Origin of the sequence: Sediminitomix flava (genome assembly GCF_003149185.1) — a bacterium.
In the GTDB taxonomy this organism is placed as follows: Bacteria; Bacteroidota; Bacteroidia; order Cytophagales; family Flammeovirgaceae; genus Sediminitomix; species Sediminitomix flava.
Genome location: NZ_QGDO01000001.1, coordinates 836,651 through 862,607, shown reverse-complemented (window position 1 = coordinate 862,607; position 25,957 = coordinate 836,651). Strand labels below are relative to the sequence as shown.

Sequence of the window (25,957 nt, the reverse complement as noted above, 5' to 3'; positions counted from 1 at the left end):
TAATAGGTCTAAATAAATATAATATTTGCCTTAGTTATTTAAAATAAGTCCAAATAAGAAGAAGTAAACAGTTATAGATATGCAAAAGACCATTTTTTCAATATTAGTTAGCCTAATCGCAATACTAGTAGTGTCTTGTTCGGCTAAAACTTCAGAAAAAACTAATGAGCAGGTTGACGGTGAACAAAATGTTCGTATCGTAAGTATTGGAGGTCAAGTGACTGAAGTAATTGCTGCGCTAGGGTTTGCAAATCAGATAGTTGCTAGAGATATTACAAGTACATATCCAGAAGAAGTATTGAAGTCTGCTGTAATTGGACATGTCTCAAAAATTAGCGCTGAAGGCATTTTAGCCCATAATCCAGATCAGGTTTGGGTGGCAGAAGAAGGAATGAAAGCAGAAGTAATTGCTCAATTGCAAGAAGCTGGAATCAATATAATTACCTATTCAAAAGAGAAATCAGTCAATCAATTGTATGAATTGATCGGACAAGTAGCCCAAGAACTAAAAGTAGAAGAAAAGGGAGCTCAGTTGATTGAAAAAGTGAAAACTAGTACGCCTGTTCTAGCTTCAAATGAAAAAGCTCAAAAACCTAAAGTATTGATGGTCTATGCAAGAGGACGAGGAGCAATGCATATTCTAGGGAAAGAAACTTTTGCAGAAGAGATTTTAGCACTTGCAGGAGCTGAGTTGGCAGTGACTGATGTAGTCGGATATAAGAAATTGACTCCTGAAGCATTGATTGCTGCAAATCCTGATTATCTAATGTTCTTTGAGTCTGGTTTGGAAAGTCTAGGAGGAATGGAAGGTGTGCTCACTATCCCTGGTGTGGCAGAGACTACGGCTGGGAAGAAAAAACAAATCATAGCGATGGATGGTGCTTTTGTTTCAGGTTTCGGTCCAAGAATTGGCGAAGCAATCCAAGAGTTAGCGACAAAACTTCAAACAATACAATAAAAGATGAGTAAGCAGAAGAGCAGTTTTTTAAGCAAGTGTTCTGATGCCCTCAAGAATATCAATGTAGTTGTAGGACTCGGGGGGCTATTGGTGATTTCAGTTTGTATTTCACTTACGATTGGAGCAGTAGAAATTTCCATTTCAGAAGTTGTAGCTATTCTATTAGAGAAAATTTCGGCTGGTATAATTGAAGGAAACTTTGAGGATAGACAAGCTATCGTTCTTTTTAATCTTCGAATGCCAAGAGTACTACTTGGTGGATTAGTTGGAATGAGCTTGGCTGTTTCTGGAGCTTCAATGCAAGGTCTTTTCCGAAATCCTTTGGTTGAACCAGGTTTGGTTGGGGTGTCAAGTGGCGCAGCACTTTTTGCAATCCTTATTATGGTTTTCAAACTGTATTTACCATTTGAATTTATAGATAAGCTAGGTACTTATATGCTACCATTCGGAGCCTTTTTGGGCGGTATGCTAGTGACTTTTGCAGTTTACCGATTAGCTAAAATGAACAATGGTACGCAGGTTTCTATCCTCATTTTGGCAGGGGTTGCAATCAATGCTTTGATCGGTGCAATCATTGGTTTGGTAGTTTATAGTGCTGATGACACACAACTTCGAAGTTTTACATTTTGGAGTATGGGTGATTTGTCTGGAGCTAGATGGTCAGATTTTTACTTAGCAGGGCCAATTATGTTTGTTTCAAGTCTTTATATACTGAAATATGCTAAAGATTTAGATGCAATGGCACTCGGAGAATCTGAAGCGAGGTACTTGGGAGTTGATGTAGAAAGAGTGAAGCTAATTGTGGTGTGTTTGGTAGCTCTTTCTGTCGGGGCAGCAGTCGCACTTTCTGGAATTATAGGATTTATCGGTTTGGTAGTACCTCATATGGTAAGAACAATCTTTGGAGCTTCTCATAAAACCGTACTTACAGGTTCAATGCTCGGAGGAGCAGCGCTGTTGATTTTATCAGACACGGTTTCGAGAGTCATCGTAAGCCCTTCAGAATTACCAATAGGTATTGTTACCTCATTGCTAGGTGCTCCATTCTTTATTTATCTTTTAAGGAAAGCAAAAAATATCGCTTAATATGCTGTCAGCAAAACATATTCATCATCAGATCAGAGGAAATCAGATTCTATCCGATTTAAATCTAGAGGTCAAGCCAGGAGAGTTATTATCTGTGTTGGGAGCCAATGGTGCGGGTAAATCCACTTTGTTGAAGATTCTTACAGGAGATACACCATTATCTGAAGGGCAAATTTCTTTTGATCAGAAAGGAATCAATGACTTTAAGGTAACTGATTTAGCAAAAAAGCGGGCTGTTCTTTCTCAAAATTTTCAGTTGAGTTTTCCTTACACCGTAGACGAGGTGGTAATGATGGGACGACTTCCTTATTCAACAGGCGTAAAAAGAGATAAGGAATTAGCCGCAGAAATGATGGATAAAACAAATACCTATCAGTTTAAAGATAGAGTATTTAGTAGTCTTTCGGGCGGTGAACAACAGCGTGTACAATTGGCTAGAGCTTTAACCCAACTTTGGGATGAAGATGATGCTCCCAAATACCTTTTTCTGGATGAGCCTACTTCCAACATGGACATCATTCAACAACAACAAGTGTTTGAATTAGTGAAAAAACTATGCGGAGATCATATTGGCGTATTAGCTATTGTTCATGACCTCAATGTGGCTGCTCAATTCTCAGACCGAATGCTTTTTATAAAAAATGGAAAAGAAGTAGCTCAAGGAGAAGTTGAAAAAGTGTTTAAGGCATGGGTGATTGAGAAAACGTTTTCTCATCCTGTACGAATGCTGAAATGTGCGGATACTGATTGTCCTTTTGTGGTGGCAGATTCAGCTCATGCAAGACAATGGACAGCTTAGCAAATTATAATAATAGAATTAAAAACGATACATATATAGATATGACAACTAGTACACAAAGACTACAGGGTAAAGAGCTTTTGGAAGCTTGGACTAATTTTGATACGGAAGGAAAGCGAATATTTCCTCGTGATATTGCCACAAAACTTGGAGTTTCTGAGGCTGAGCTTTTAGCATCAAAAATTGGAAATGGTGAAGTAACTCGTTTGTCGGGGGATTGGGCTGACTTTGTAAAACGTTTACCAGAATTGAAGGAGGTATTGAGTATTACACGAAATGAAGCTTGTGTACTTGAGCATAAAGGTGATTTTGGAAAAACGAACGTAATGCCTGATGGTAGTACTGGACTTTCTATTGGTCCTATTGAAACAAGAATGTTCTTGCAATATTGGGCTGTAGGTTTCTTTGTGAAGCAAGAGAGTAAAAAAGGATTCTCTGAGAGTATTCATATCTATGACAAAGAAGGGGATTCAGTCATTAAAATTTACAAGAAGGAAAATACTGATATTGCGGCATTTGATAAGCTTGTAGCTGATTTTACCTCAGAAGATCAGTCTGATGTACAGGCTTATGAAGCTTACAAACCCATGTCAACTACGCCAATCCATGATATTGACAAAGAAGAGTTTACACAATCTTGGAGAGAGTTGAAAGACACACACCAATTCTTTGGAATGATCCGTAAATATAAAGCTGACAGATACGATGCTTGCGAATTGGTAAAAGGTGAATTTACATACAAAATAGACCCTGTAAACTTGAAAGATTTATTGGAGCAAGCAGCAGAAACTGAGCTTCCAATCATGATTTTTGCAAGTAGCCGTGGTAACATTCAGATTCATCAAGATGTAGTGAAACGTGTATTGGTTATGGGTAACTGGTTAAATATCATGGACCCTAAGTTCAACATGCATTTGAACGAAGAACATATCAATACGGCTTGGGTTGTAAAGAAACCAACAGAAGATGGACATGTAACTTCAATCGAAGTATTTGATCATGACAATAAGTTGATTGTTCAGTTCTTCGGTTTACGTAAACCTGGTCAAGCAGAAGATGAGAATTGGAGAACGCTAGTAGATAATTTCGAGCGTATCTAATTGTATACCCTAAAAGTACAGGTACCCCAAGCCTGTGCTTTTTATTTGACTTATTATTTAGAATAAGTCTAATAATAAATAAATAAACTAAGACCTCTATAAATAGTCATGAAAGTACTTTTTAACATCATAGCTTTACTGTTCATTATTACTTCGACTCTGATGGCGCAAGAAGTAACATGTATTGATGCCAATACAGAAGAACGTATCGTTGGAGTTGTTGTAGCTGGGAAAGCTGTAGGGTCAAAAGAGGAATTCTGTCTATTCACAGATCGTAAAGGGAAAATAAAATTACCCCAAATAGCTAAAGCATATAGCATTGTTGTACATCATGTTAATTATGAAGCACAGCAAATAACAATACCATCTGACGAGACTAAAACGATACGTCTAAAACCCAAAGATTTTCGTTTAGACGAAGTGGTTGTAACAGGTCTATCAGAGGCACAATCTATTCGTAATGCAACTTATAAAATTAGAACGGTTTCAGCTTCTCAGATTCAGCAGATGGGAGCCTTAAGTGTAGAATCAGTTCTTCAGAATATGACCAATATTCGCTTTGAACAAGACGGGGCAACTGGTTCTTCCAATATTACGATGCAGGGCTTGTCAGCAAAATATGTAAAAGTATTGATGGATGGAGTACCGATGGCTGGTGGTGTAGGAGTTGAGAACGCTGTTGACTTCGGGCAAGTTAATGTCAATAACATTGAGCGTATCGAGATTATTGAAGGGCCTATGGCAGTGAGTTTTGGGGCAGATGCATTGGCTGGAGTTATCAATATTATTACCAAAAAATCTTTGAGCAATGATCTAAATCTAAATGTGGTATTGCAAGAAGAATCAGTAGGTTCTGAGTATGGATTAGATCAAGGGAAAAGAGCTCAAATTGTTCGAGCAGGTGCACAAATAACCGATAGAATTACTTTGGTGACCGACCTAGCTTATAACCAATTTTATGGTTGGAAAGCTGATGCTCTAGAAAAAAGAGGACATGAATGGTTACCCAAAAAGCAACTGCAAACAGGCGGATTGCTTCGTTACAATTCTCAACGATGGGATATTTTTTATCGCCTAGATAATATGGCTGAAGTCATTAGAGATTTGGGTGAACCACAGGGTGTAGGTCAAGAAGCTTATGCAATTGATGACGAGTACGAAACAAGTAGATTAATGCAATATCTACAGGCAGAATATAGATTCAATAAAGATACTCGTCTTCATACATTTTTTGCTTTTACAGATTTCGAAAGAGAAAAGAAAACCTACTCTGTTAATGGTATTTCTGGTATTAAAGAGTTTTTAGCTCAAGAGTATACAAAAGATTGGATTAAGTCATTTAATCACAAAACTGAATTCAGAAAATCAGGAGATCTCTTATCCTTAACTGCGGGATATGAATTTGTACATGAAGCTGGAGCAGGTGATAAAATTGATGGAGAACGTAGCATCTCTGACTTAGGAGTTTATGCAGTTACAGAATTTAAGTTCAACAACTTAAAAGTTATGCCGGGTATCAGATATATCAATAATTCTCTTTTTGATGCACCGCTTATTCCGCAGTTGAATGTAAAATATAAACTTACTGAAGATCTTAATTTGAGAGCTGGATATGGAAAAGGATTTAGAGCACCTGAGCTGAAAGACCTTTACTACAATTTTGTAGATGATAACCATAATATTTTTGGCAATCCTGACCTTATTCCAGAAACATCCAATACGGTACAGTTAGGGTTAACCTATGTGCATCAAATTTCAGAAAAGAATAACCTAAAACTAGAGCTTTCAAGCTACTATACGGATTTAGAGAATATGATCACGACTGCGGCGGCGGCTGATGGTAGTGGTAACTTCTACAACATTAATTTACTAAGTCAGAAGTCTACTGGCTTCAATTCCAATGCCTCATTCTTTGGTGAAAAGTTTGGATTAACGGTAGGATTTGGCCTGATGGGTGTGACAAATCAATTGGATGAAAGTCAATCTAATGTCTTTAGCTACACTCCAGACTTTAACACAAATCTTAGTTACAATTTCAAAAGAATTGGCTTAAGATCTTCTCTATTTTTCAAATATACAGGAGCAAGTTTTGACCCTTATTCAGATCAAGATGGAAATGTTTTTATGGGAGAAACAGAGCCTTATCAATGGGTTGATCTGACTTTAGTAAAAGCATTGCCAAAAGGTTTTTCACTGACGGGTGGTATCAAAAACTTACTAGATGTGACCACAATTGGAGCAAGTGGAGGAGGTGGTACACATTCTGGCGGAGGGAGCCGTCAGGTGAGTTATGGTAGGTCATATTTTTTAAGGCTATCATACGCCTTAAGCACAAGCTTCAGAAATTAAATAAGCATAGATAAAACTTCATACTAAATACAAGAAAACAAATATAAAATGAGAATCATGAGATTACAATCAACTTTTATCGGACTAGCATTTTTAGCAACAGCATTTTCTTCATGTTCAGAAGACGATACATTTAAAGTAGAAGAACCGATTGGAGCAGTTATAAATGTAGATATGGGTGGCGATGCTCAAGATCATCAGGTATATATAAACTTGAATGATTCTGTGACGACAAGAGTGGCAAATAACTCTTGGGATTTAGCTTTATCTAACGGAAGTGAGTTTGTTGCTAAAATCAATTACGCGGCTGGAGCTGAAGCAGCAACTACAGGGATAAACGATTGGTCAGAATTAACTTCAGAAGCAATTGAGGCAGCAGTAGCGATGCTTCCTGGTGGTTACCAAACAATGGAAGGTCATGTAGATAATCCAAGTGAGTTTATAACAGATACTGCAATCCCTGCGATTAGCTCAACTGCAAGTGACAATGAAATTTTTGTGATCAAACAAAATTCATCAGCTACTTCGTGGGCTTTGGTACAAGTGCTTCAAGAAAATGGTGGCTATAAAGTAATTACTGCAAGTACAGATGCTTTTGATACACAAGAAATGTATACAGTAGAAAAAGATGCGATGTATAATTTCTCTTATGTGTCATTTGAAAGTGGTGCAGTGTCAGTAGAACCTGCGAAAGGCGATTGGGATATTGCATTTACTCAGACAACAGCTCGTCAGGAAGGAGTAGCAGTAGCGTACAAGGACTACATCATCCAAAATCAAGGAGTAAAAGTTGCTTTGATTGATGAATTAGAAACAAGTGTTGATTTCGCATCATTTACAGAAGTTGATTTAGAAACTTTGAATCCAGAATTCTCTTCATCAAGAACTACAATTGGATCATCTTGGAGAGTATTTGATTTCTCAACGTACACCTATACGATTACTCCAAACCAATTTTACTTGATTGAAGATTTAGATGGAAATGTGGTGAAAATGAGAATCACAGCGATGTTGAATACTGAAGGCGAGCGTGGGTATCAACAGTTTGAGTATACTGAACTACAGTAGATTTAAACGATGAATAATAGGTAGAACAATCAAAGATGAAAACCTGTCAGAGTAGGCATGGCGCTTTTGTCTACTTCATCTTTGTCTTTTTTATATGTGTCTTGAAGAAGGGGGCTTTGCTCTCTTCTTCTCTTTGTTTATAAACGATAGTGACTAAAATCATTAGATTATGATGACTACTAAAGTTGACACAGTTTCTTTAGAAAATGTGTTTGAAAACAGTCCGAGAAAAGCAGAACGAGTATTGTATTTTCATACCCCATTTTGTGCTTCTAGATGTAATTATTGTCCTTTCTATAAATATACTACAGCCAAGCAATCTGATTATGCAGAGCTAGTGGTCAAGCAAATGCAAAATCATTTTCATCTTCCTTACTTTCAAGAAGCACCTTTTGACGTTTTCTTTTTTGGAGGAGGTACGCCAACAGTTTTAGAGAATCATCAGCTAGAAGCAATATTAGCAAACTTGACGAAGTATCTAAGTTTTTCTTCAGACTATGAATTTACAGTTGAAAGTACCGTTAGACATCTTGATCTTGAAAAATTAAAGCTCCTAAAGAAGTATGGAGTGAATAGAATAAGTTTGGGTATTCAAGCTTTTGATAAAGAGACCAGAAATCTTTTGGGGAGACCAGCCGATTTTCATCAGATTAAAAAACTCATTTATCAAATACAAGAAGAAGGATTTACTCTGAATACAGATTTGATGTACGGATTACCCAACCAGACATTAGATCATGTAAAAGAACAAATTGAAATTGCCATCGATTTTGGGGTTGATAATTTGTCATCATATAGGTTACAGCTTTTAGGAGATACACCTTTGAAGAAAAGGGTCGAAAGTGGGAAAGTTAATCTACCCGAAGAAAAGTTGGTAGAAGAGATGCAACTCATAGCCATGGAAACTGCCGTGAAAGGAGGGTATGTACATTGGAATACCAAGAATTACGCTAAAGACGGAAAAGAATGTAGATATACTCGAACTCCTTATGGAAATAGAGATATGATTCCTCTAGGAAGTGGGGCAGGGGGAAAGATTGGAAATTTTCGCTGCTTCAATGCTCCCGATTTAGCCTCTTTTAGAGAAAAAGTAAATGAAGGTCTTTTTCCATCTATGATGGTTAAAGAAGTGACAGATGATTTGAAGCTAGCACAAGAACGATTGAAAGGTATTCTGGAAAGTATGCAACTTGATCTTTCATTATTTTTTGAAAATACTGGATTTAGCGTTGATCCTACACCTCTAAAATATTTGGAAAATGAAGGCTTTTTAGAAACGAAAGGCGAAAAAATCAGACTTCACACAAAGGGAATATTGAATTTTCAGAAAGTTTACACAAAAATTTCTGAAGGAATCATAAAGATTTAAAAAAGCCAATCGGGATTTAAACAGGCTCAGAAAGGGTTATTAATTTGATTATGAGTAAAATCAAAATAATAGTAGTGTGTTATGAACGATGTCATGTAGGAAAGCAATAAAATCTCTCTAAGTCTTACTGATTTAAGTCATATTTTTTGACTAGGGCTTTCTTTTATCTTTGGACTCGTTCTCGAACACATCATTCATTAACTATATTAATATTCTGAAATGAGTATCATTACTGAAATTCACGCAAGACAAATCCTTGATTCAAGAGGTAACCCTACAATTGAAGTAGATGTAACTACTGAAATTGGTGGCTTTGGTAGAGCTGCAGTACCATCAGGTGCTTCTACTGGAGAGCACGAAGCTGTTGAGCTTAGAGATAATGACAAAGCAGTTTACTTGGGTAAAGGTGTTTTGAACGCTGTGAAAAATGTAAATGAGGTAATCGCTCCAGCTCTAGTAGGTATGGAAGTGACTGATCAAAACCTTATTGACAAAACAATGATCGCCTTAGACGGTACACCAAACAAATCTAAATTGGGTGCTAACGCTATCTTGGGTGTATCTTTGGCAGTAGCTCACGCAGCTGCTGACGAATTAGGTCTTCCACTTTTCAGATATGTAGGAGGTGCTTCAGCGAACACTTTACCAGTTCCAATGATGAACATCATCAACGGTGGTTCTCACTCTGATGCTCCTATTGCATTCCAAGAGTTCATGATTCAGCCTGTAAGTGCTCCTGATTTCACTACTGCGATCCGTATGGGTTGTGAAATCTTCCATAGCTTGAAAAAAGTTATCCATGACAGAGGTCTTTCTACAGCAGTAGGTGACGAAGGTGGATTTGCTCCAGCTTTCGATTCAACTGAAGATGCTTTGGATAGCGTATTGTTGGCTATCAGAAACGCAGGTTACGAGCCAGGTAAAGATATCTTCTTAGCGCTTGACTGTGCTTCAGCTGAGTTCTACGAAGATGGAAAATATAACTATACTAAATTTAACGATACTAAAGGTGGCGTAAAAACTCCTCAAGAGCAAGCTGAGTTCTTGGCTGAGTTGGTAGCTAAATACCCAATCATCTCTATCGAGGATGGTATGGATGAAAACGACTGGGACGGATGGAAAATCTTGACTGATCTAGTTGGCGATAAGTGTCAATTGGTAGGTGACGATTTATTCGTAACTAACGTAACTCGTTTGGCTGACGGTATCGAGCAAGGTGTAGGTAACTCTATCCTTATCAAAGTAAACCAAATTGGTTCATTGACTGAGACTATCGCTGCAGTAGAAATGGCTCACAGAGCTGGATATACTTCAGTAATGTCACACAGATCAGGTGAGACTGAGGACAACACTATTGCTGACTTGGCAGTAGCATTGAACTGTGGTCAAATCAAAACTGGTTCTGCTTCTCGTTCTGACCGTATGGCTAAGTACAACCAATTGTTGAGAATCGAAGAAATTCTTGGCGATGTGGCTTACTACCCACAAGAGAAAGCATTCAAACAAGATATCAGCAACAAATAATCTGTTTGAATAATAAACATAGAAAGTTCGTTTTCCATTTATTTGGAAAGCGAACTTTTTTTTTTGAATTCATGAAGGTATATTGTCAGTGAATGAACATTCACTAATAAATAGGATATGGCGAAAAGCATTGATGAATCGAAAATCGAAAGGATAAAAGAAGCTACTATCGAAATGGTAGTAGATAAAGGATACGGAGGCGCATCTGTCTCAGCAATAGCTAAAAAGGCGGGTGTAGCAGACGGCTATCTTTATCGTCATTACCCAAGTAAACAAGCGCTGGTTCAAGACTTATACATCTCCTATATTAAGGATTTTAAATCAAATATCCTTGAGCAGTCCGAAAATAATGATGACTTCGAGGATGTGCTATTCGCAATTATTATGAATATATTCCGTCTAGCAAACGAAGCTCCTTCAAGAGCAAAGTTTCTGAATATGCTCATGAATGATTATACTTTCTTAATGTCGGAAGATTTTCTAAGAAGTATTCCTGAATCTTTAGAAAAACTATGTGAAGTAGGGAAAGCAAAAGGATGTGTAAGCGAAGATATTACTACTGAAGAATTTGTTGCAGTTTTTCCAGCTATTCCAATTGAATTAGCATCTTTACGTGTAAAAGGTATTTTTTCATCAGAACCATTGAGTGAAAAAGATGCAAAAAGAGCCGCTAAACTGTGTATCAAAGCACTTAAATAATCAATTTTAGTTTGAAAGTTTCTATTATCATTCCTTTTTTCAATGCTGAAAAGACTTTGGAAAAAGCAGTGAAAAGTATATTAAATCAGTCTGTTTCTTGTGATTTAGAGCTAATCTTAGTTAACAATAACTCAACAGATCAGAGCCGAGAACTCGCTGAAGAATTGGCAAACCAGTCAAAACAAATACAACTCCTAGATGAACATCAACAAGGGGTTGTATTTGCTTTTAATAAGGGATTGTCAGTTGCCAAGGGAGAGTATATCGCTCGTATGGATGCTGACGATGAAGCATTACCTTCACGTTTATCTTCCCAAATAAAATTATTAGATAAAAATAGCTCAATTGATGCTGTAACAGGTAAGGTTATTTATGAAGGCACAGAAATCAACTCTGATGGTTTTGAGCATTTTGTAAACTGGGCAAATCAATTACAAAACCATGATGATATCTGGCGAAATCGATTCGTAGAATTGCCTGTCATTAACCCTAGTTTGATGGCTCGAAGAACTGTTTTTGAGCAATATGGAAGTTATAGAGATGGCGATTTTCCTGAAGATTATGATTTGATTTTGAGATGGCTTTCAAATGGAGTCGTATTTGGAAAGGTTGAGGATGATGTATTGGTTTGGAAAGATTCAAAAGGAAGACTTACGCGTACGGACGAACGCTATGAAGTTGATGCTTTCTATAAATTAAAAACCAAATATTTAGCGGATTGGCTAAAATGGAATTCAGATTTTTATCCTAAAGTTTGGATATGGGGTGCTGGAAAACGTTCGAGACAAAGAGCCGAGTTTTTACTAAGTCATGGGATTGAAATAGAAGGCTATATTGACATAAAAAAAGACAAATTAGGTTCAGAATGTCTTTTCTATAAAGATTTACAAAAAGAGAACTTCAAGGGCTTTATTCTTTCTTATGTCTCAAATAGAGGGATGGGAGAAGAGGTTCGAAAGTTTCTTTTAAGTAGAGGATTTAGTGAAGAAGAAGACTTTTTGCTAATGTCTTAAGTCTTTAAAAAACATATATTTTCACAAAAAGACCATACAATCGTTAAGATACATTGTTATAATGTTATAGTAATTGATTATCAGGCCTTAGAATATTGATTTGACGTTTGGGAATGAAGGCTTTGAGAAGTTTTCAATTAAAAAGGCTATATTTGCAGTTAGCTTTTTAAAATAGGTCAATAGTCGAATATAGAAAATATAAAAATGGAGTCTTCTGTTACATATATAGAAAGAGAAGAAGGGATTGAAATTACCGAGTTAATCCCTGGAGCTAAAACTATTGCTTTTTTATATCAGAAACCCTTAGGTAAACTTACACTTAGTTTCTTGTTAAAGCGAAAGTTTGTATCAGCTCTTGTCGGAAGGGTAATGAATACATCTTTCTCTAAGAAATATATTAAGGGCTTTGTTGAGAAACACGGAATTGATCTTGCCGAATTTGAACCTAAAGAATACACTTCTTTCAATGATTTTTTCTACAGAAAATTAAAACCTAATACGCGTAAAATCAGTGATGGAATTGTATCTCCTGCAGACGGAAAAATTTTGGTTTTCCCAAATATGGAGAATGTTAAAGAGTTCTTTGTAAAAGGAAGTTCTTTCGGTGTCGATACTTTTCTTAATAATCAAGAGTTGGTTCAGAAGTATCAGAATGGTAGCATGGCAATTATTCGATTGGCTCCAGCTGATTATCACCGTTTCCACTTTCCTGCTAGTGGACAAGTAAGTGAGACGCACTTGATCAAAGGAGACTACTTTTCTGTTTCGCCTTTGGCACTTGATAAATCACTCGAAATTTTCTGTCAGAATAAAAGAACATATAGCATCTTAAAAACGGCTGAAGCTGGAGATATTTTAATTAGTGAAGTAGGTGCAACATTGGTAGGAAGTATTATTCAGACTTATGCAGCTAATTCTGAAGTAGAAAAAGGAGATGAGAAAGGTTATTTCACTTTTGGAGGTTCTACACTTGTGTTGTTCTTTGAAAAAGGAAAAATAATGTTCGATCAAGATTTGGTTGCGAACACTTCAAACGGATATGAAACAACAGTGAAAATGGGTGAGAAAATCGCTTGTTTGAGCTAAAGATTAAGAATAATATAAAGGAAAAGACCTCATTCTAAACTCTAGAATGAGGTCTTTTTTTATGGGAAATTATCTTTTAGAGATTCTTACTTTGAAACTTCTTTTTTCACGTTTTGGATTGTCTTTTCAGGAATTTCATTCACATTCAAGAACAGAAGCCCATCTAAAGAATTATTAAAATTCGGATCGATATTGAATCCTGCAATTCTAGCATTTTGTTTCAGGTATTGCTTTAGTAGAATCGGAACTCGGTAACGTTGCGGTTCTGTATTCTCTATCAATTTATCTAAAGAATTTAGATTATGAACGTAAGCTGTAAGTATATCTGAGTCTGTTTTTTTGAAATTTACAGCAAATGCTTTTCTAGGTCGTACCCATTGTGAAATGATTGGGTCAAAGTAATGTTTTCTGATGAATGAGATCAGGAAGCTTTTAGAAACTTGAGAGTAATTATTACTAATACTTACAGGGCCAATTAAATGTTTGTACTGAGGGTTGTGCTGTAAGTAAAGCAGAATGCCTTTCCAAAGTAGGAATAAAGAGAGAGGTTTTCGTTGGTAGTCCTTTGCCACAAAAGAACGTCCTAGTTCCAATGATTTCTCTAAAGTCTCTTTCATTGGAGGGTCAAGATGAAATAAAGTGCTCAAATAAAAGCCATCTACACCGTATTTGGTCATTATTTTATCTCCAAGACCAATTCGGTAAGCACCCATGATCTTTTTGTCGGTTTTATTCCATAAGAAAAGGTGTTGGTAATAACGGTCAAATTCATCCAAATCCATACTCTTATTAGTTCCTTCTCCTACAGCTCTGAAGGACTCTTCTCGAAGTCGACCAATTTCTGTGAGAAGGTGAGGGATTTTGTGATAAGGGGCTATGTAGATTTCAGTGTCTTGATGTTCATGAATTCTATAAGTGTCTCTTATTTCTTCAATCTCATCTTCCAAAAGATAATGATCTACTGGAGCAATAATTGGTTGAGGTTTCTTTTTAAGCTGTTGGAAGGTATCACGCACTTTTGCTGCCCTATTCTTTGAAAGAGCAGTTCCTAAGATATAGGTACGAGCTCTTAAGTATCTCCCAAAGTCATTGATGTTTTCAATTGTATCTTGCTCTTTAGGGCTGATTGGAGAGCCTATTCGTACTCTAATTTTTGAATTCTTCTTCTTTAAAAATTCTGATGGGATTCTAGCTGTTCTTAAAACAGGGTGAATTTGCCCTAGAAGATGGAAGGATAAACTATTGTTACCTTCAAAATATATTGGAATAACAGGAACGTTCGAATTCTTGATCATTCGAATAGCACTCTTGCTCCAGGCTTTATCTGTAATCTGTTTGAATTCTTTGTAATATGTAGAAACTTCGCCAGCAGGGAATATACCTACAGGATGCCCTTTACTTAGTCTGTCCATCACAATTCGACTACCTTTCATTTTTTTTCCAGTACCAAAAGGATTTACTGAAATAAATGACTCTTTGAATGGATCCATTTTGCTCAACAGATAATTGGCTGTCACTTTAAAGTCGGGGCGAATTTTAGAGATTAGTACTAAAAGTAATACACCGTCTAGTAAGCCGAAAGGATGATTTGAAATTGTGATGAAGGCACCGTCTTTGGGTATGAATTTTAATTCTTCTTCATCAATACTTAGAGAAATGTTTAATTCATCTAAGGCTTTTTCAAGAAGTTCTATACCATGATACTCATGTAATTGTGAATAAAGCTTGTTGAATTGATCAAGCTTTAGCATGTTCATTGTTAAACGTGCTAGTGGTGTTGGAAAACCTATTCCTTCCGCTACATCCTGTGTTCTGATAATTTCCATATGCTGAACTTTAGTTACAATAACCAAATGTATGAGCATGGTTTTAAGTAGGGTCTACCATAATGTTATGTTATTTGTTGCATGAACGCTTATAAAGTGAACAATCAGTAACCCTAATGTTTAGCTAAAGTTTAGTGGTGATCTTGTCGTAATATTCGGGAGAGATGTTTAAGAAACGAGGAATATAAATTTATTAAGCTCATTTGGATATTTCTTCCATTTGTCTGTGGTATTTTTGTATTCTATAAATATTAACTTTTGATAAACAGCTTATTTTTAAAGTGATGAAAAGTTTTGCAAGCGACAATTATGCAGGAGTTTCTCCAGAAGTGATGGAGGCTATGGTGATGGCTAATGTAGGACATGCTCCCGCGTATGGAAATGATGAATTGACGCAACTTGCCAAAGATAAAATCAAAGCGCTCTTCAAGACAGACCCAAGGGTCTTTTTTGTAATGAATGGTACAGGAGCGAATGTTACTGCATTAAAAACTTTCTGTCGTTCACATGAAACTGTTGTTTGTGCAGATGTTGCACATATAAATACGGATGAATGTGGTGCTCCAGAACATCATTTGGGAGGCAAACTAACATATATCAAAACTGAAGATGGAAAAATTACACCAGAGCAAATTAAACCGCTTCTTTCTATCAAAGGTGTCCAACACAGGGTTCAGCCGAAAGTGGTTTCAATCACTCAACCTACAGAGTTTGGTGTTTTATATTCAACAGAAGAGATTCAGAGCCTTTCAGCCTTCTGTAAAGAAAATGAATTGATATTGCATGTAGATGGAGCTAGAATAGCAAACGCAGTTGTTGCTCTAGATACTCCAGTTCATGAAATGCTTAAAGGAGTAGATATCATTTCTTTTGGAGGGACAAAAAATGGTATGATGATGGGTGAATCTGTGGTTTTTCAAAATAAAGAACTAGCAGACTATTATCCTTTCATTAGAAAGCAAAGTATGCAATTGCTCTCAAAGATGAGATATATAAGTGCTCAATTTGATGCTTATCTTACAAATGATCTTTGGAAAAAAAATGCAACTCATGCTAATAAAATGGCTCAGCATTTGGCTGAAGGTTTAAAGGAGTTTGATCAGATAAAAATTACTCATTCAGTAGATGTAAATGGTATTTTTGCTGAATTACCAACAGATTTAATTCCTGTTTTACAAGAGAAATATCCATTCTATATTTTTGATGAATCTAGAAATCTTGCTCGTTTGATGTGTTCATTCGATACAACAACTGAAGATATACAAGGTTTCCTAGAGCTGATTCATCAGCATTATGCCAATTAGAAGCATTTGTCAATAAATAACGAGTTTCAAATTTTGATGAAATTGACTTTTAACTGTCTACATTAGAAGTTAGCATCATCAAGAATCTGAAACTCGTTTAGTTTCGTCTATCTTTGTGAAATCATTTTCTTGTAGAAAATGTGTTTCAATATAGAAAGAAGATAATACGATATATATGTTTAATAATTATTATTTCCTAAAGTGTCTTGCAAAAGAGGTTAAGGAGGTTGTCTTAGGAATGGAGCTAGTAGAATGCTTTAGTCAGAATAAAGACGAACTGATCATTGGGCTTTGCAAAGGACATCAGGAGTTTTGGATTAGAGCGTCTTTAGTTCCAAACTTAAACCTATTGACTTTCCCAAAATCATTTAATAGATCTAAGAAAAATAATATTGATCTTTTCAAAGAGCTAGTGGGTAAATCCATTGTAGGAGTTACTGAGTATAAAAACGAACGAATTTTTAGTATTGATTTTGAGGAGGAGCATAAGCTCTTTTTTAAGATGTTTGGTAATCGTTCAAACTTGTTGTTGTCGAAAGACAATGAGATCATCTCCTTATTCCAAAATAGGCACGAAGATGATTGGAATCTAGATCTTATGAATCTGAATAGATCATTAGATCAGAGTTTTGAAGCTTTCGAAGAAGGAGGAATTAAAAAAACATATCCGACTTTAGGGCGAGAAGGTTTGAACTATTTGAAAGAAAATGGTTTTGAATCAAAAAGTATCTCTGAACAATGGACTGCACTACAAAATCTGATTCAAGAATTTGAAGATGGGAATTTCTATATCTCCAACTGGCAAAATATTGATCAACTGTTACTTTTTAAAACGGGAGATATTCAATTTGAGAGTAAAAGTGCTTTAGAAGTAGCCAACGAATTTTACTTCCATTTTTCTAGAAAGTACTTTATTGAAAGAGAACGACAGCCAGTTTTAAAGGTTTTACAAGCTAAACTGAAAAGAGCTAGGAGTTATATCAAAAAGAATCAAGCAAAGTATGATGAATTGCATCAGAATGCTAGACATGATCAAATTGCTGATATTATTATGGCTAATCTTCATCAGATACCTGCGAGAAGTAAAAAGGTGAAGCTTTTTGATTTTTATAGAGATGAAGAAATAAGTATTAAGCTAAATGATACATTAACTCCTCAGAAGAATGCAGAAAACTATTACAGAAAGTCTAAAAATCAGAAAATAGAGGAGAATATCCTTTTCGATAATGTCGTTAAGAAGGAAGAAGAAGTAGAGGGAATTGAAAGGCATATTGAGCGAATTGAAGCCTTTGAATCAGTAAAAGAATTCAAAAAGTATTTAAAGGCTCAAAAGTTGCAAAATATTCAAGAGAAAGAAATGCCTCTTCCTTATAAAAGATTTGAATTTGAAGGGTATGAGATTCTCGTGGGAAAAAATGCGGCAAACAATGATATTCTTACACAGCGTTTTGCTCGTAAGAATGACTTATGGTTGCATGCTAGGGATGTAGGAGGTTCACACGTAGTGGTGAAACAAATTCCTGGTAAAACATTCCCTAATCATGTGATCGAGAAAGCAGCATCTTTGGCAGCTTATTATTCGCAACGCAAAACAGATACGCTTTGTCCCGTCATTTACACGCCCAAAAAATTTGTACGTAAGCCCAAAGGATTTGCACCTGGGCAAGTGGTAGTTGATAAAGAAAAAGTGGTGATGATAGAACCATCACCATTTTAACAGTCAGATAAATTAGTCTTTAAATGACTATATAGATAAAATGCTCTTGCCTATTAGATTACGCAAGAGCAATCACCTTTTTTCTTGGTTTCAATCCCAGCTCAGCTCGTCGTCAATTTCGTTTGAATCGATTTGAGCAAAGTCGTAGTCAGGCATCAACTCCTCCTTAACATGGTCTACACTTTCAGTAAGTGCAGCAATGAACTTGTTAAAATCTTCTTTGTACAAGAAAATTTTGTGCTTTTCGTAGTAGAAACCGTCCTCTTTGTAACGCTTTTTACTTTCTGTGATCGTCAGGTAATAATCATTTGATCGTGTAGCTTTCACGTCAAAAAAATATGTTCTTTTACCTGCCCTCACTCTTTTTGAGAAGATCTCTTCTTTTCCTTTATTGTTCTCTTCCACTTTCCTAAAATCTATTGATTCAACACAAGTAAAGTAATAACAATTTTTAATTTATAAAAAAATATGTTATCAAAAAAACACTTCTACTACAAACCATTAAAATATCAATAGATCAGAACTTCGAAGTGAGTTTCCATATTAATGTAGTATACCCTATTTTTATTGTATTAAAGGATAAATTAGTGATATATTGGCATTAAAAAGTTTTGATATGCCTTTTTTTTCCTTTTAAAGTACAATTTATTTCTTGGATTAAATTTTTACGAATCTTAGGTTACTTTTTTACATACTTTATCTAATTAAAATCAAATGCCACATAATAAACTATACGAGTCCATCATTTGCTTGATTTTTTGTTGTTTGTGTTTTCCATCATTTGCTCAATTTAAAGTTGGAGATAAGGTGACTGGAGAAGCTTCATACTATGCAAAGAAGTTTCATGGTAGAACTACAGCAAATGGTGAAAAATTCAATATGTATGCAATGACTGCAGCTCATAAAGAATTGCCATTTAATACAGTACTGAAAGTCGTGAATTTAACTAATGGAAAATGGGTTAAAGTTAGAATCAATGATCGTGGTCCGTTTGTGGGTAATCGAATCATAGATTTATCTTATGCAGCAGCAAAGAATATTGGAATGATTCAAGATGGAGTGGCCAAAATAGAATTTACGATTCTTTCTATGCAAGACTCTCCAGAAGTGGCAGAAGCAAGTGTCGGTAAAAAGTCAGGTAATAATCAAAAGACTAAAGTTAAAAATACCAATAGAGGTAGTAAAGAAGATTTTTCTTCAACTGGGACTTATAGTATTTGGGGGACTCAAAGAAATGTGAAGGGTTTTGGTATTCAACTTGCAGCACACAGTGAATTAAAAAATGCCCTTAAAGCTGCCAAAACTGCTCAGAAAAAATTGGATGAGGTTTACATTCAAGTATCAAGCAAGAATGGAAAGCCTTTTTATAGAATAGTTTATGGTGCTTGGACATCTAGAGATAAAGCTCGGGTAAATATTCCTAAAGCAGAAAAGAAAGGATACAAGGGAGCTTTTTTATGTAAGCATCTATAGTTTTAGAATAATCAGTTTATGTATATTCTAAGATAATCCTTTAGTATAGAAAGGAAATTTTTAGGAGACGAATATTTGGATTAAATTCATAGAAAAAGCATTGACTTATGAGTATTGACCTTAATCAAATCAAAGAATACGGAAATATTGAGTTGCTAGCTAAACAGTTAGTCGAAGGATTTATTACAGGTTTACATAAGTCTCCCTATCATGGATTTTCTGTTGAATTTGCAGAGCATAGTTTGTATAACGTTGGCGAAAGTACAAAGTACATCGATTGGAAAGTTTTTGCACGTACAGACAGACTTTATACCAAAAGGTTTGAAGAGGAAACAAACTTGAGAGCTATGGTTTTGTTGGATAATTCTTCATCTATGTATTATCCAGAAAAAGACTATGCAAAGATTCGTTTTAGCACAGTTTGCGCAGCAGCTATGGCTTATATGTTGCAAAAGCAACGAGATGCTGTGGGGTTATGTACGTTCTCAGATGAGATAGATTATTTTACCCAAGCAAGGTCGACAGTAAAGCATATCCATAATTTATTTCTGTACTTACAGCATCTGATGGAGAATGTTCCAAATCAGAAAAAAACCTCTGTAGCGGAAGTTATTCATCAAGTAGCAGAAAAGATCCATAAACGTTCTATGGTTATTATCTTTTCTGATATGATGGATAATTCTTCAAATAAGGATGAATTATTTAGTGCATTGCAGCATTTAAAGCATAATAATCATGAGGTACTATTATTTCATGTTTTTGATGCAGAAACAGAAATAAACTTTAACTTCAAAGAAAGACCTACCATTTTTATTGATGTTGAATCAGGGCAAGAAGTCAAAGCTTCTCCATCTCAAGTAAAAGACTTTTACAAGCAAGAAATTCAACAACGATATCACGATATCAAAATGAAATGTGGGCAGTACAAGATTGATATGATTGAGGTTGACTGTCGCCAAAATATTGATCAAGTACTTCTTCCTTATCTTATAAAAAGAAGAAAAATGAGCTAGACTCAGCTTATTTGACTATTCTTAGAATGTATTCGTCCGCTTCAAGTTTTTCTAAAGTTGATAGAGGACTTTCTCCTTCGCTATTTTTATGCTCAATATCAGCACCTTCTTGTATGAGGTATTCTACCGTTGGTAAATGCATATTTTGTATTCCTAGTAGAAGAGGCGTATTCATATTGCTATCTAAAATGTCTGGGCTTATTTTTCTATCAATAAAGTATTTTAAGACATTAGACTTACCATATTGTGCAGCAATGTGCAGTAACGAAGTCTCTTGTTCGCCATTGTTAAGCATAATTGGAGCTCCATTCTGAATACACGAATCCAGTAAAGTCAAATTTCCTTGAATTACTGCTGTTTGAATCAATTCATCCCAGTTTTTTTCATCATGATGAATCGGCTTGAAGGTTTCTATGTAAGGGGTGATATTTATTTTTTCTGCATTTGTTAAAATCTTCTTCTTATCAAGCTTTGTACTCAGGCGTATATTTATCTTTTCGAGATAAGGGGAGAAGAGGTCTGCATTTTCATTTGTGACGAGGTTAATTTTTGAAGATGGAGTCGGTTTTGCAAGTTCGATAATTCTATTGCTGTAGCTATTTATAAGCTCTAGAGCTTTCCATTGATTGTCAATAGAATTTCCATATGCATAATATAGATTGATAGCGTTTACTAAACCTTCCTCTAATTCTATTAAAGAATTACTACTATTTACAAGGTATTTTAAATAAGTAGGAGGCGCTGCATAAGGATTGAGGATGTATTCATTTCCTTTGTCTTCAAAAACATAATTTATCATTAGATTAACTGTTTTTGGACTTAGGCCTTCAGCAATTGCAAAATCAAGAAAGTAAGTGTTTTTTGAGAATGTCTTCTCTTTTATGAGCTTCTGTATCTGCTTTGTTTTCTTTTTACTAATCAAATCTTCATAGAAAGCTCTTTTTTCTATCTCCTTTAGCCTTAAAACTTCACAATGCTGTTGAGATTTAGGATTAATCAAAAGGCTATTGAGGTAATCTTGGCTAGGCAGTTCATAAAGATATTCGAAAATTAGAGTGATGATTTTATCATATTTCACACTACTTTGTTGTGCTATGATATCATCAGCCTGAATTAAACATAAATCTAAAGGACTTAACTCAAGTGAGTTTCGTTGCTCTAAAGAAATATGCTTTTGTACTAGTGTTTCACCTATTTCTAAATGTTTGTAGAATATCGCAAGGTGTAAACCATTATTCCCATTGTCATCAATAGTGTTGATCTCGACTTTGTCTTGAAGCGATTTTTCGAATACATCTAAGTTGCCATTGGAGCAAGCGTAAAGGAATTCTTCTTGCTCAAAGGATAAGTTATCTTGAGCAAGTATTTGTAATGGTAGTAGAGATAGAAATAATAGGTAAACGAGAGAGTATTTCATGTATCAAATAATTTAATATCAAGAAGGCACATGATTAACTATCAATTTCTTTGCCTATTTTATTTTTCTCTTCCTCAGAAAACTCTTTTGGAGAAGGAAGTTCGGATAAATCATTGATGCCAAAATACTCCAGAAACGTGGGCGTGGTACCATAAAGCATAGGTCTTCCGATTGCATCTGATTTTCCGACTATCTCGATTAATTCTTTGTCGAGTAATTTTCTAACTGAATAATCACAACTCACACCTCTAATAAGCTCAATTTCGGTTTTAGTAACAGGTTGTTTATAAGCTACAATTGCGAGTGTTTCTATCGCTGATCTTGAAAGACGTTTCTTAGATTCTTGTTTGAGATGAACAGCGACGGTCTCTTGAAACTCACTTTTTGTGAGGAATTGATACCCTCCACCAACTTTGCACAATTCAAATGAAGATTGTCTTTTTTTGTAGGTCTTGATTAACTTTTCAATGGTATTTTTGATATCATCTTCTACAATAGCAGGACCATGAACCTCAATTAAACACTTAAGTAATTGATCTACTGAAATTGGTGTTTTAGCACAGAAGATAAGTGCTTCTATTTCTAATTCTATTTTTTCCATAGATTCTATTGTTATAGATAGAAAAAGATATCAATTGTGAGTGAGAAATGCATAAAAAAAGGCAGACCAATTTTTGATCTACCTACAAAGAAAATATAATTTTTTGTTTAATTGAACTTTAGAAGAAGCTTAATATTTATTTGGCTAATTCTAATAGGTCTAGGCCTTGTTCATCTTAGCTTCAATTGAGTGCAAGGTATGAGGTACAGCTCTCAATCTATCCTTAGAAATAAGTTTTCCAGTATCTACACAGATACCATAAGTACCATTTTTGATTCTAACCATTGCTCTTTCCAATTGCTCAATATACTTCCTCGTACGAGCAGCTAATTGATTCAATTGTTCTTTCTCAAAGGCTGCGGCACCATCTTCAAGGGTTTTTGCTCCATTGTGGTTGCCATCATGGCCACTTTGAGATTTTAGAATCGAGTTTTTTAAATGTTCTAATTCACTCTTTGAGGAATTAATTTTCTTCTCTAGCAATTCCTCAAATTCTTTTAATTCACTTGGTGAATATCGGAGTTGTTCTGTTGCCATAGCTTCAAAAGTTAGGTGTTAGAAAGCAAGTATTACAAAATCCTGACAAACTATTTACACGGTTAAAAAAAGTCGTTCTTCCTATTAAATCGATAATAGGACTTTTTGTTTCTAAATTAGTCTCAGCGAAAAGTAGTGTTGCACAAAGATATATTTTATTCTAGAAAATTAATATAAATCATTCACTATATACTTGTACTTTTCTAATACGTATGATATTGATTTACTGGTTACTTAAAATATGATTTTTTTTTGAAATTACGCATCCTTGATTAGTTATATTGGATGAATATGAGTATTTTATTTAACCAAAAATTCGAAGATATCATATACCCAAACCCATTTCATTTAACCTTCTACGAACATGAAATATTGTAATAATATTATAGAGACAATTGGAAACACCCCCCTTATCCGATTGAATAGTATCCCAAAGCATTTATCAGCTAATTTTTATGTAAAAGCTGAATACTTTAACCCCGGAAATAGTATAAAAGACAGAATGGCTCTAAAAATGGTGGAAGATGCTGAAAGTAAGGGACTTTTGAAGAAGGGAGGTACAATAATAGAGGCGACTTCAGGTAATACAGGGATGGGTTTAGCTTTAGTGGCTATTTCTAAGGGCTATAAATGTATTTTTACAGTTTCAGATAAACAGTCTCGTGAGAAGATTGATATTCTGAGGGCTGTAGGGGCTGAAGTGATTGTGTGTCCTACCAATGTACACCCGTCTGACCCGAAATCATATTATTCTGTTGCAAGAAAGTTAAATGAAGAAATTCCGAATTCATTCTATCCCAATCAATATGATAATAGTTCAAATGCTGAAGCTCATTATTTGACCACAGGTCCTGAAATTTGGGAGCAAACGGAAGGAGGGATAACCCATTTTGTAGCAGGAGTGGGTACAGGAGGGACTATGTGTGGAACTTCAAAATTTTTAAAGGAAAAGAACCCCTCTATAACAACTGTAGGAGTGGACTCTTATGGTTCTGTTTTTAAGAAGTACAAGGAAACAGGTGAATTTGATGAAAATGAAATTTACCCTTATATGCTTGAAGGTATTGGGGAGGATATATTACCAGAAAATGTAAATTTTGAATTGATCGACCATTTTGTAAAAGTTACAGATAAAGATGCTGCAATCTATTCAAGAAGATTAGCGAGAGAAGAAGGACTTTTTATAGGTTGGTCATGTGGAGCAGCAGTTGCAGGTGCTATTGATTATGCTGAACGGAATAATTTAGGAAAAGATGATCATGTTGTGATTATTCTACCAGATCATGGGACACGTTATCTGAATAAGATCTACAATGATAATTGGATGAAAGATCATGGTTTTATGGAGGAACGAGATTTTGCGACAGCTAGTGATTTGATTAAGAAAAAAGATCAAGATAATCTAGTGATTGTAGAACCGAAATCTTTGGTGAGTGATGCCATTAAATTGATGAAAGAAAATGGTATTTCTCAAATACCAGTTGTAGAAGAAGAAAGTTTTGTAGGGAGTGTTTCTGATACTTTATTACTAAATCAATTATTAGAATCGGATTCTTTAGAAAATAGACTTGTAGGAGATATAATGGCTCCACCATTTCCATTTATAAGCATAAATACTACAATAGATACAATGGCTTCTATGCTGAATAATCAGAATAAAGCTCTTTTAGTAAGAGATGATCGACAAGGGGTATTTATTATTACTAGAAATGATTTATTATCTGAAGTTGTAGTCTGATTTTCGTAGAAATAAAAAACGACATAGGAATATCCTATGTCGTTTTTGTTTTTAAGAGTTTTCTCAGATTCTCATCTAATTCAAAACTTTTTCATTATATATCGACAAGTGTTGGTTTGCTTATTTTGTAGCTAGTGGTTTATCTAAAGATTGTTCCCACCAACGTTCTTGAGGATAACTTTCCCCAACAATGACTTGTTCTCCAATTCGAGGAGTTGTCATCGGAATTTCTAACTCGGCAGCCTTTTTTTCAACTCTCTGGATTGGATCTCTCCAATCGTGCAGTGCCAAAGTAAATGCACCCCAGTGAATTGGCCATAAACGTTCAGCTTTTACATCTTTAGCTGCTTGAGCAGTTTGTTCTGGCATCATGTGAATTGCTTCCCATTGAGGGTTGTATTGACCGCATTCCATCAATGTAAGGTCAAAAGGACCGAATTTTTCACCAATTTCCTTGAAGTGAGGTCCATAACCACTGTCACCGCTAAAGTAGATTTTATCTTTTTGTCCATCAATAACCCAAGAAGACCACAAAGTTGTATTTCTGTCTGTCAATCCTCTTCCTGAGAAGTGTCTTGATGGAGTACAAGTAAGTTTGATATCCCCTAACTTTGTTTCATCCCACCATTTCAATTCTTGAATTTGGCTATCTTTTACACCCCATTCTCTAAGGTGATTTCCAAGTCCTAGAGGAACGATAAAAGTCTTAACTTTATCTTTTATTTTATTTACTGTGCCATAATCCAAGTGATCATAATGATCATGAGAATAGATTACAGCATCGATTTGTGGTAACTTATCTACTTCTAAAGGTAGATTTTTATTATATCGCTTAGAGCCAATTAGAGGGTGTGGTGAAGGAGTATCACCCAACATTGGGTCTAGCAAAATATTTTTACCATCCATCTGAAGTAAGAACGCAGAGTGCCCAAACCAAGTAAGCGTCGTTAGGGAGTCTGGTGCAACAGCTATTTTTGCTGAATCTAACTTTTCAAATGGAACAGGTTCTTTCGGTGTTGCAAACTTTGACTTGTTTGAATATTCTTTAACCAAGCCCATAACATCCATTTTCATTTCTGTAGGAATGAGGTTTTGGAATTGTCCATCTTTGTAAAGACCTGTTTGCTCATAGGCTAATTTTTGCGTTTTAGTAGCAGAACGTCCAAATTCAGGACTTGTGTATAAATAGAATACTACATATGCAGCAAAAACAGCTATTATGGTAAGGATAATATATCCTGTCATTTTTATTACTTTTTTAATTTTACTCACCTTTCAAA

General features: G+C 35.3%; 22 protein-coding genes. 16 read left to right on the top strand and 6 right to left on the bottom strand.

Annotated features, from left to right (window positions below; genetic code table 11):
- Positions 1–79 precede the first annotated feature (79 nt).
- The 11 genes from BC781_RS03245 (at position 80) to BC781_RS03195 (ending at position 13,051) form a co-directional block, all read left to right on the top strand.
- The gene (locus BC781_RS03245) at positions 80–958 is read left to right on the top strand and encodes a heme/hemin ABC transporter substrate-binding protein (protein ID WP_109615812.1); all 879 of its coding nucleotides are present in this window, start codon (positions 80–82) and stop codon (positions 956–958) included.
- 3 nt (positions 959–961) lie between these two features.
- Positions 962–2,044 carry a FecCD family ABC transporter permease gene (locus tag BC781_RS03240; RefSeq protein ID WP_109615811.1) on the top strand — a complete coding sequence of 361 codons (1,083 nt, stop codon included), beginning with the start codon at positions 962–964 and terminating at the stop codon, positions 2,042–2,044.
- A 1-nt stretch (position 2,045) separates the two neighbouring features.
- On the top strand, positions 2,046–2,843 hold the full coding sequence (locus BC781_RS03235) for a heme ABC transporter ATP-binding protein (protein WP_109615810.1): 798 nt from the start codon (positions 2,046–2,048) through the stop codon (positions 2,841–2,843).
- Between the two features lie 41 nt (positions 2,844–2,884).
- Positions 2,885–3,943 (top strand): hemin-degrading factor, encoded by a 1,059-nt coding sequence (locus BC781_RS03230; protein WP_158281387.1) that lies wholly within the window; start codon positions 2,885–2,887, stop codon positions 3,941–3,943.
- A gap of 108 nt (positions 3,944–4,051) precedes the next feature.
- Entirely contained in the window at positions 4,052–6,292 is a 2,241-nt protein-coding gene (locus BC781_RS03225) for a TonB-dependent receptor (RefSeq protein WP_109615808.1), read from the top strand.
- A 57-nt stretch (positions 6,293–6,349) separates the two neighbouring features.
- The gene (locus tag BC781_RS03220; protein ID WP_158281386.1) at positions 6,350–7,360 is read left to right on the top strand and encodes an HmuY family protein; all 1,011 of its coding nucleotides are present in this window, start codon (positions 6,350–6,352) and stop codon (positions 7,358–7,360) included.
- A 169-nt stretch (positions 7,361–7,529) separates the two neighbouring features.
- Positions 7,530–8,729 (top strand): coproporphyrinogen-III oxidase family protein, encoded by a 1,200-nt coding sequence (locus BC781_RS03215; RefSeq protein ID WP_109615806.1) that lies wholly within the window; start codon positions 7,530–7,532, stop codon positions 8,727–8,729.
- Between the two features lie 219 nt (positions 8,730–8,948).
- The gene (eno, locus tag BC781_RS03210) at positions 8,949–10,253 is read left to right on the top strand and encodes a phosphopyruvate hydratase (RefSeq protein WP_109615805.1); all 1,305 of its coding nucleotides are present in this window, start codon (positions 8,949–8,951) and stop codon (positions 10,251–10,253) included.
- A 117-nt stretch (positions 10,254–10,370) separates the two neighbouring features.
- Positions 10,371–10,952, top strand: coding sequence for a TetR/AcrR family transcriptional regulator (locus tag BC781_RS03205; protein WP_109615804.1), 582 nt, complete (start codon positions 10,371–10,373; stop codon positions 10,950–10,952).
- An 11-nt stretch (positions 10,953–10,963) separates the two neighbouring features.
- Entirely contained in the window at positions 10,964–11,965 is a 1,002-nt protein-coding gene (locus BC781_RS03200; protein WP_158281385.1) for a glycosyltransferase family 2 protein, read from the top strand.
- A 204-nt stretch (positions 11,966–12,169) separates the two neighbouring features.
- Positions 12,170–13,051 (top strand): phosphatidylserine decarboxylase, encoded by an 882-nt coding sequence (locus BC781_RS03195; RefSeq protein WP_109615802.1) that lies wholly within the window; start codon positions 12,170–12,172, stop codon positions 13,049–13,051.
- Between the two features lie 86 nt (positions 13,052–13,137).
- On the opposite strand, the gene BC781_RS03190 is transcribed toward BC781_RS03195, so the two are convergent.
- On the bottom strand, positions 13,138–14,877 hold the full coding sequence (locus BC781_RS03190) for a GNAT family N-acyltransferase (protein WP_158281384.1): 1,740 nt from the start codon (positions 14,875–14,877) through the stop codon (positions 13,138–13,140).
- A gap of 284 nt (positions 14,878–15,161) precedes the next feature.
- On the opposite strand from BC781_RS03190, the gene BC781_RS03185 reads away from it, so the two are divergent.
- Together BC781_RS03185 and BC781_RS03180 are read left to right on the top strand one after the other, a co-directional pair.
- Complete coding sequence (locus tag BC781_RS03185) at positions 15,162–16,181, top strand: threonine aldolase family protein (RefSeq protein ID WP_109615800.1); 1,020 nt, start codon at positions 15,162–15,164, stop codon at positions 16,179–16,181.
- A gap of 175 nt (positions 16,182–16,356) precedes the next feature.
- The gene (locus tag BC781_RS03180) at positions 16,357–17,898 is read left to right on the top strand and encodes an NFACT RNA binding domain-containing protein (protein ID WP_109615799.1); all 1,542 of its coding nucleotides are present in this window, start codon (positions 16,357–16,359) and stop codon (positions 17,896–17,898) included.
- Positions 17,899–17,988: 90 nt separating this feature from the next.
- On the opposite strand, the gene BC781_RS03175 is transcribed toward BC781_RS03180, so the two are convergent.
- A complete protein-coding gene (locus tag BC781_RS03175) occupies positions 17,989–18,303 on the bottom strand; it encodes a DUF3276 family protein (protein WP_109615798.1) in 315 nt (104 codons plus the stop codon).
- Between the two features lie 309 nt (positions 18,304–18,612).
- On the opposite strand from BC781_RS03175, the gene BC781_RS03170 reads away from it, so the two are divergent.
- Positions 18,613–19,371: a septal ring lytic transglycosylase RlpA family protein gene (locus BC781_RS03170; RefSeq protein ID WP_109615797.1), complete on the top strand. Its 759-nt coding sequence runs from the start codon at positions 18,613–18,615 to the stop codon at positions 19,369–19,371.
- Positions 19,372–19,478: 107 nt separating this feature from the next.
- Positions 19,479–20,384, top strand: coding sequence for a DUF58 domain-containing protein (locus BC781_RS03165; RefSeq protein WP_109615796.1), 906 nt, complete (start codon positions 19,479–19,481; stop codon positions 20,382–20,384).
- A gap of 7 nt (positions 20,385–20,391) precedes the next feature.
- Here the strand turns inward: BC781_RS03165 and BC781_RS03160 are convergent, their stop codons facing one another.
- From BC781_RS03160 to BC781_RS03150, 3 genes are all read right to left on the bottom strand, one after another.
- On the bottom strand, positions 20,392–21,801 hold the full coding sequence (locus BC781_RS03160; protein WP_109615795.1) for an ankyrin repeat domain-containing protein: 1,410 nt from the start codon (positions 21,799–21,801) through the stop codon (positions 20,392–20,394).
- 34 nt (positions 21,802–21,835) lie between these two features.
- Positions 21,836–22,402: an SMC-Scp complex subunit ScpB gene (gene scpB / locus BC781_RS03155; RefSeq protein WP_109615794.1), complete on the bottom strand. Its 567-nt coding sequence runs from the start codon at positions 22,400–22,402 to the stop codon at positions 21,836–21,838.
- A gap of 159 nt (positions 22,403–22,561) precedes the next feature.
- Positions 22,562–22,939 (bottom strand): TraR/DksA family transcriptional regulator, encoded by a 378-nt coding sequence (locus BC781_RS03150; RefSeq protein ID WP_109615793.1) that lies wholly within the window; start codon positions 22,937–22,939, stop codon positions 22,562–22,564.
- Between the two features lie 364 nt (positions 22,940–23,303).
- On the opposite strand from BC781_RS03150, the gene BC781_RS03145 reads away from it, so the two are divergent.
- A complete protein-coding gene (locus BC781_RS03145; protein ID WP_109615792.1) occupies positions 23,304–24,677 on the top strand; it encodes a cystathionine beta-synthase in 1,374 nt (457 codons plus the stop codon).
- A 120-nt stretch (positions 24,678–24,797) separates the two neighbouring features.
- On the opposite strand, the gene BC781_RS03140 is transcribed toward BC781_RS03145, so the two are convergent.
- Complete coding sequence (locus tag BC781_RS03140; protein WP_109615791.1) at positions 24,798–25,922, bottom strand: MBL fold metallo-hydrolase; 1,125 nt, start codon at positions 25,920–25,922, stop codon at positions 24,798–24,800.
- Positions 25,923–25,957: the final 35 nt, after the last annotated feature.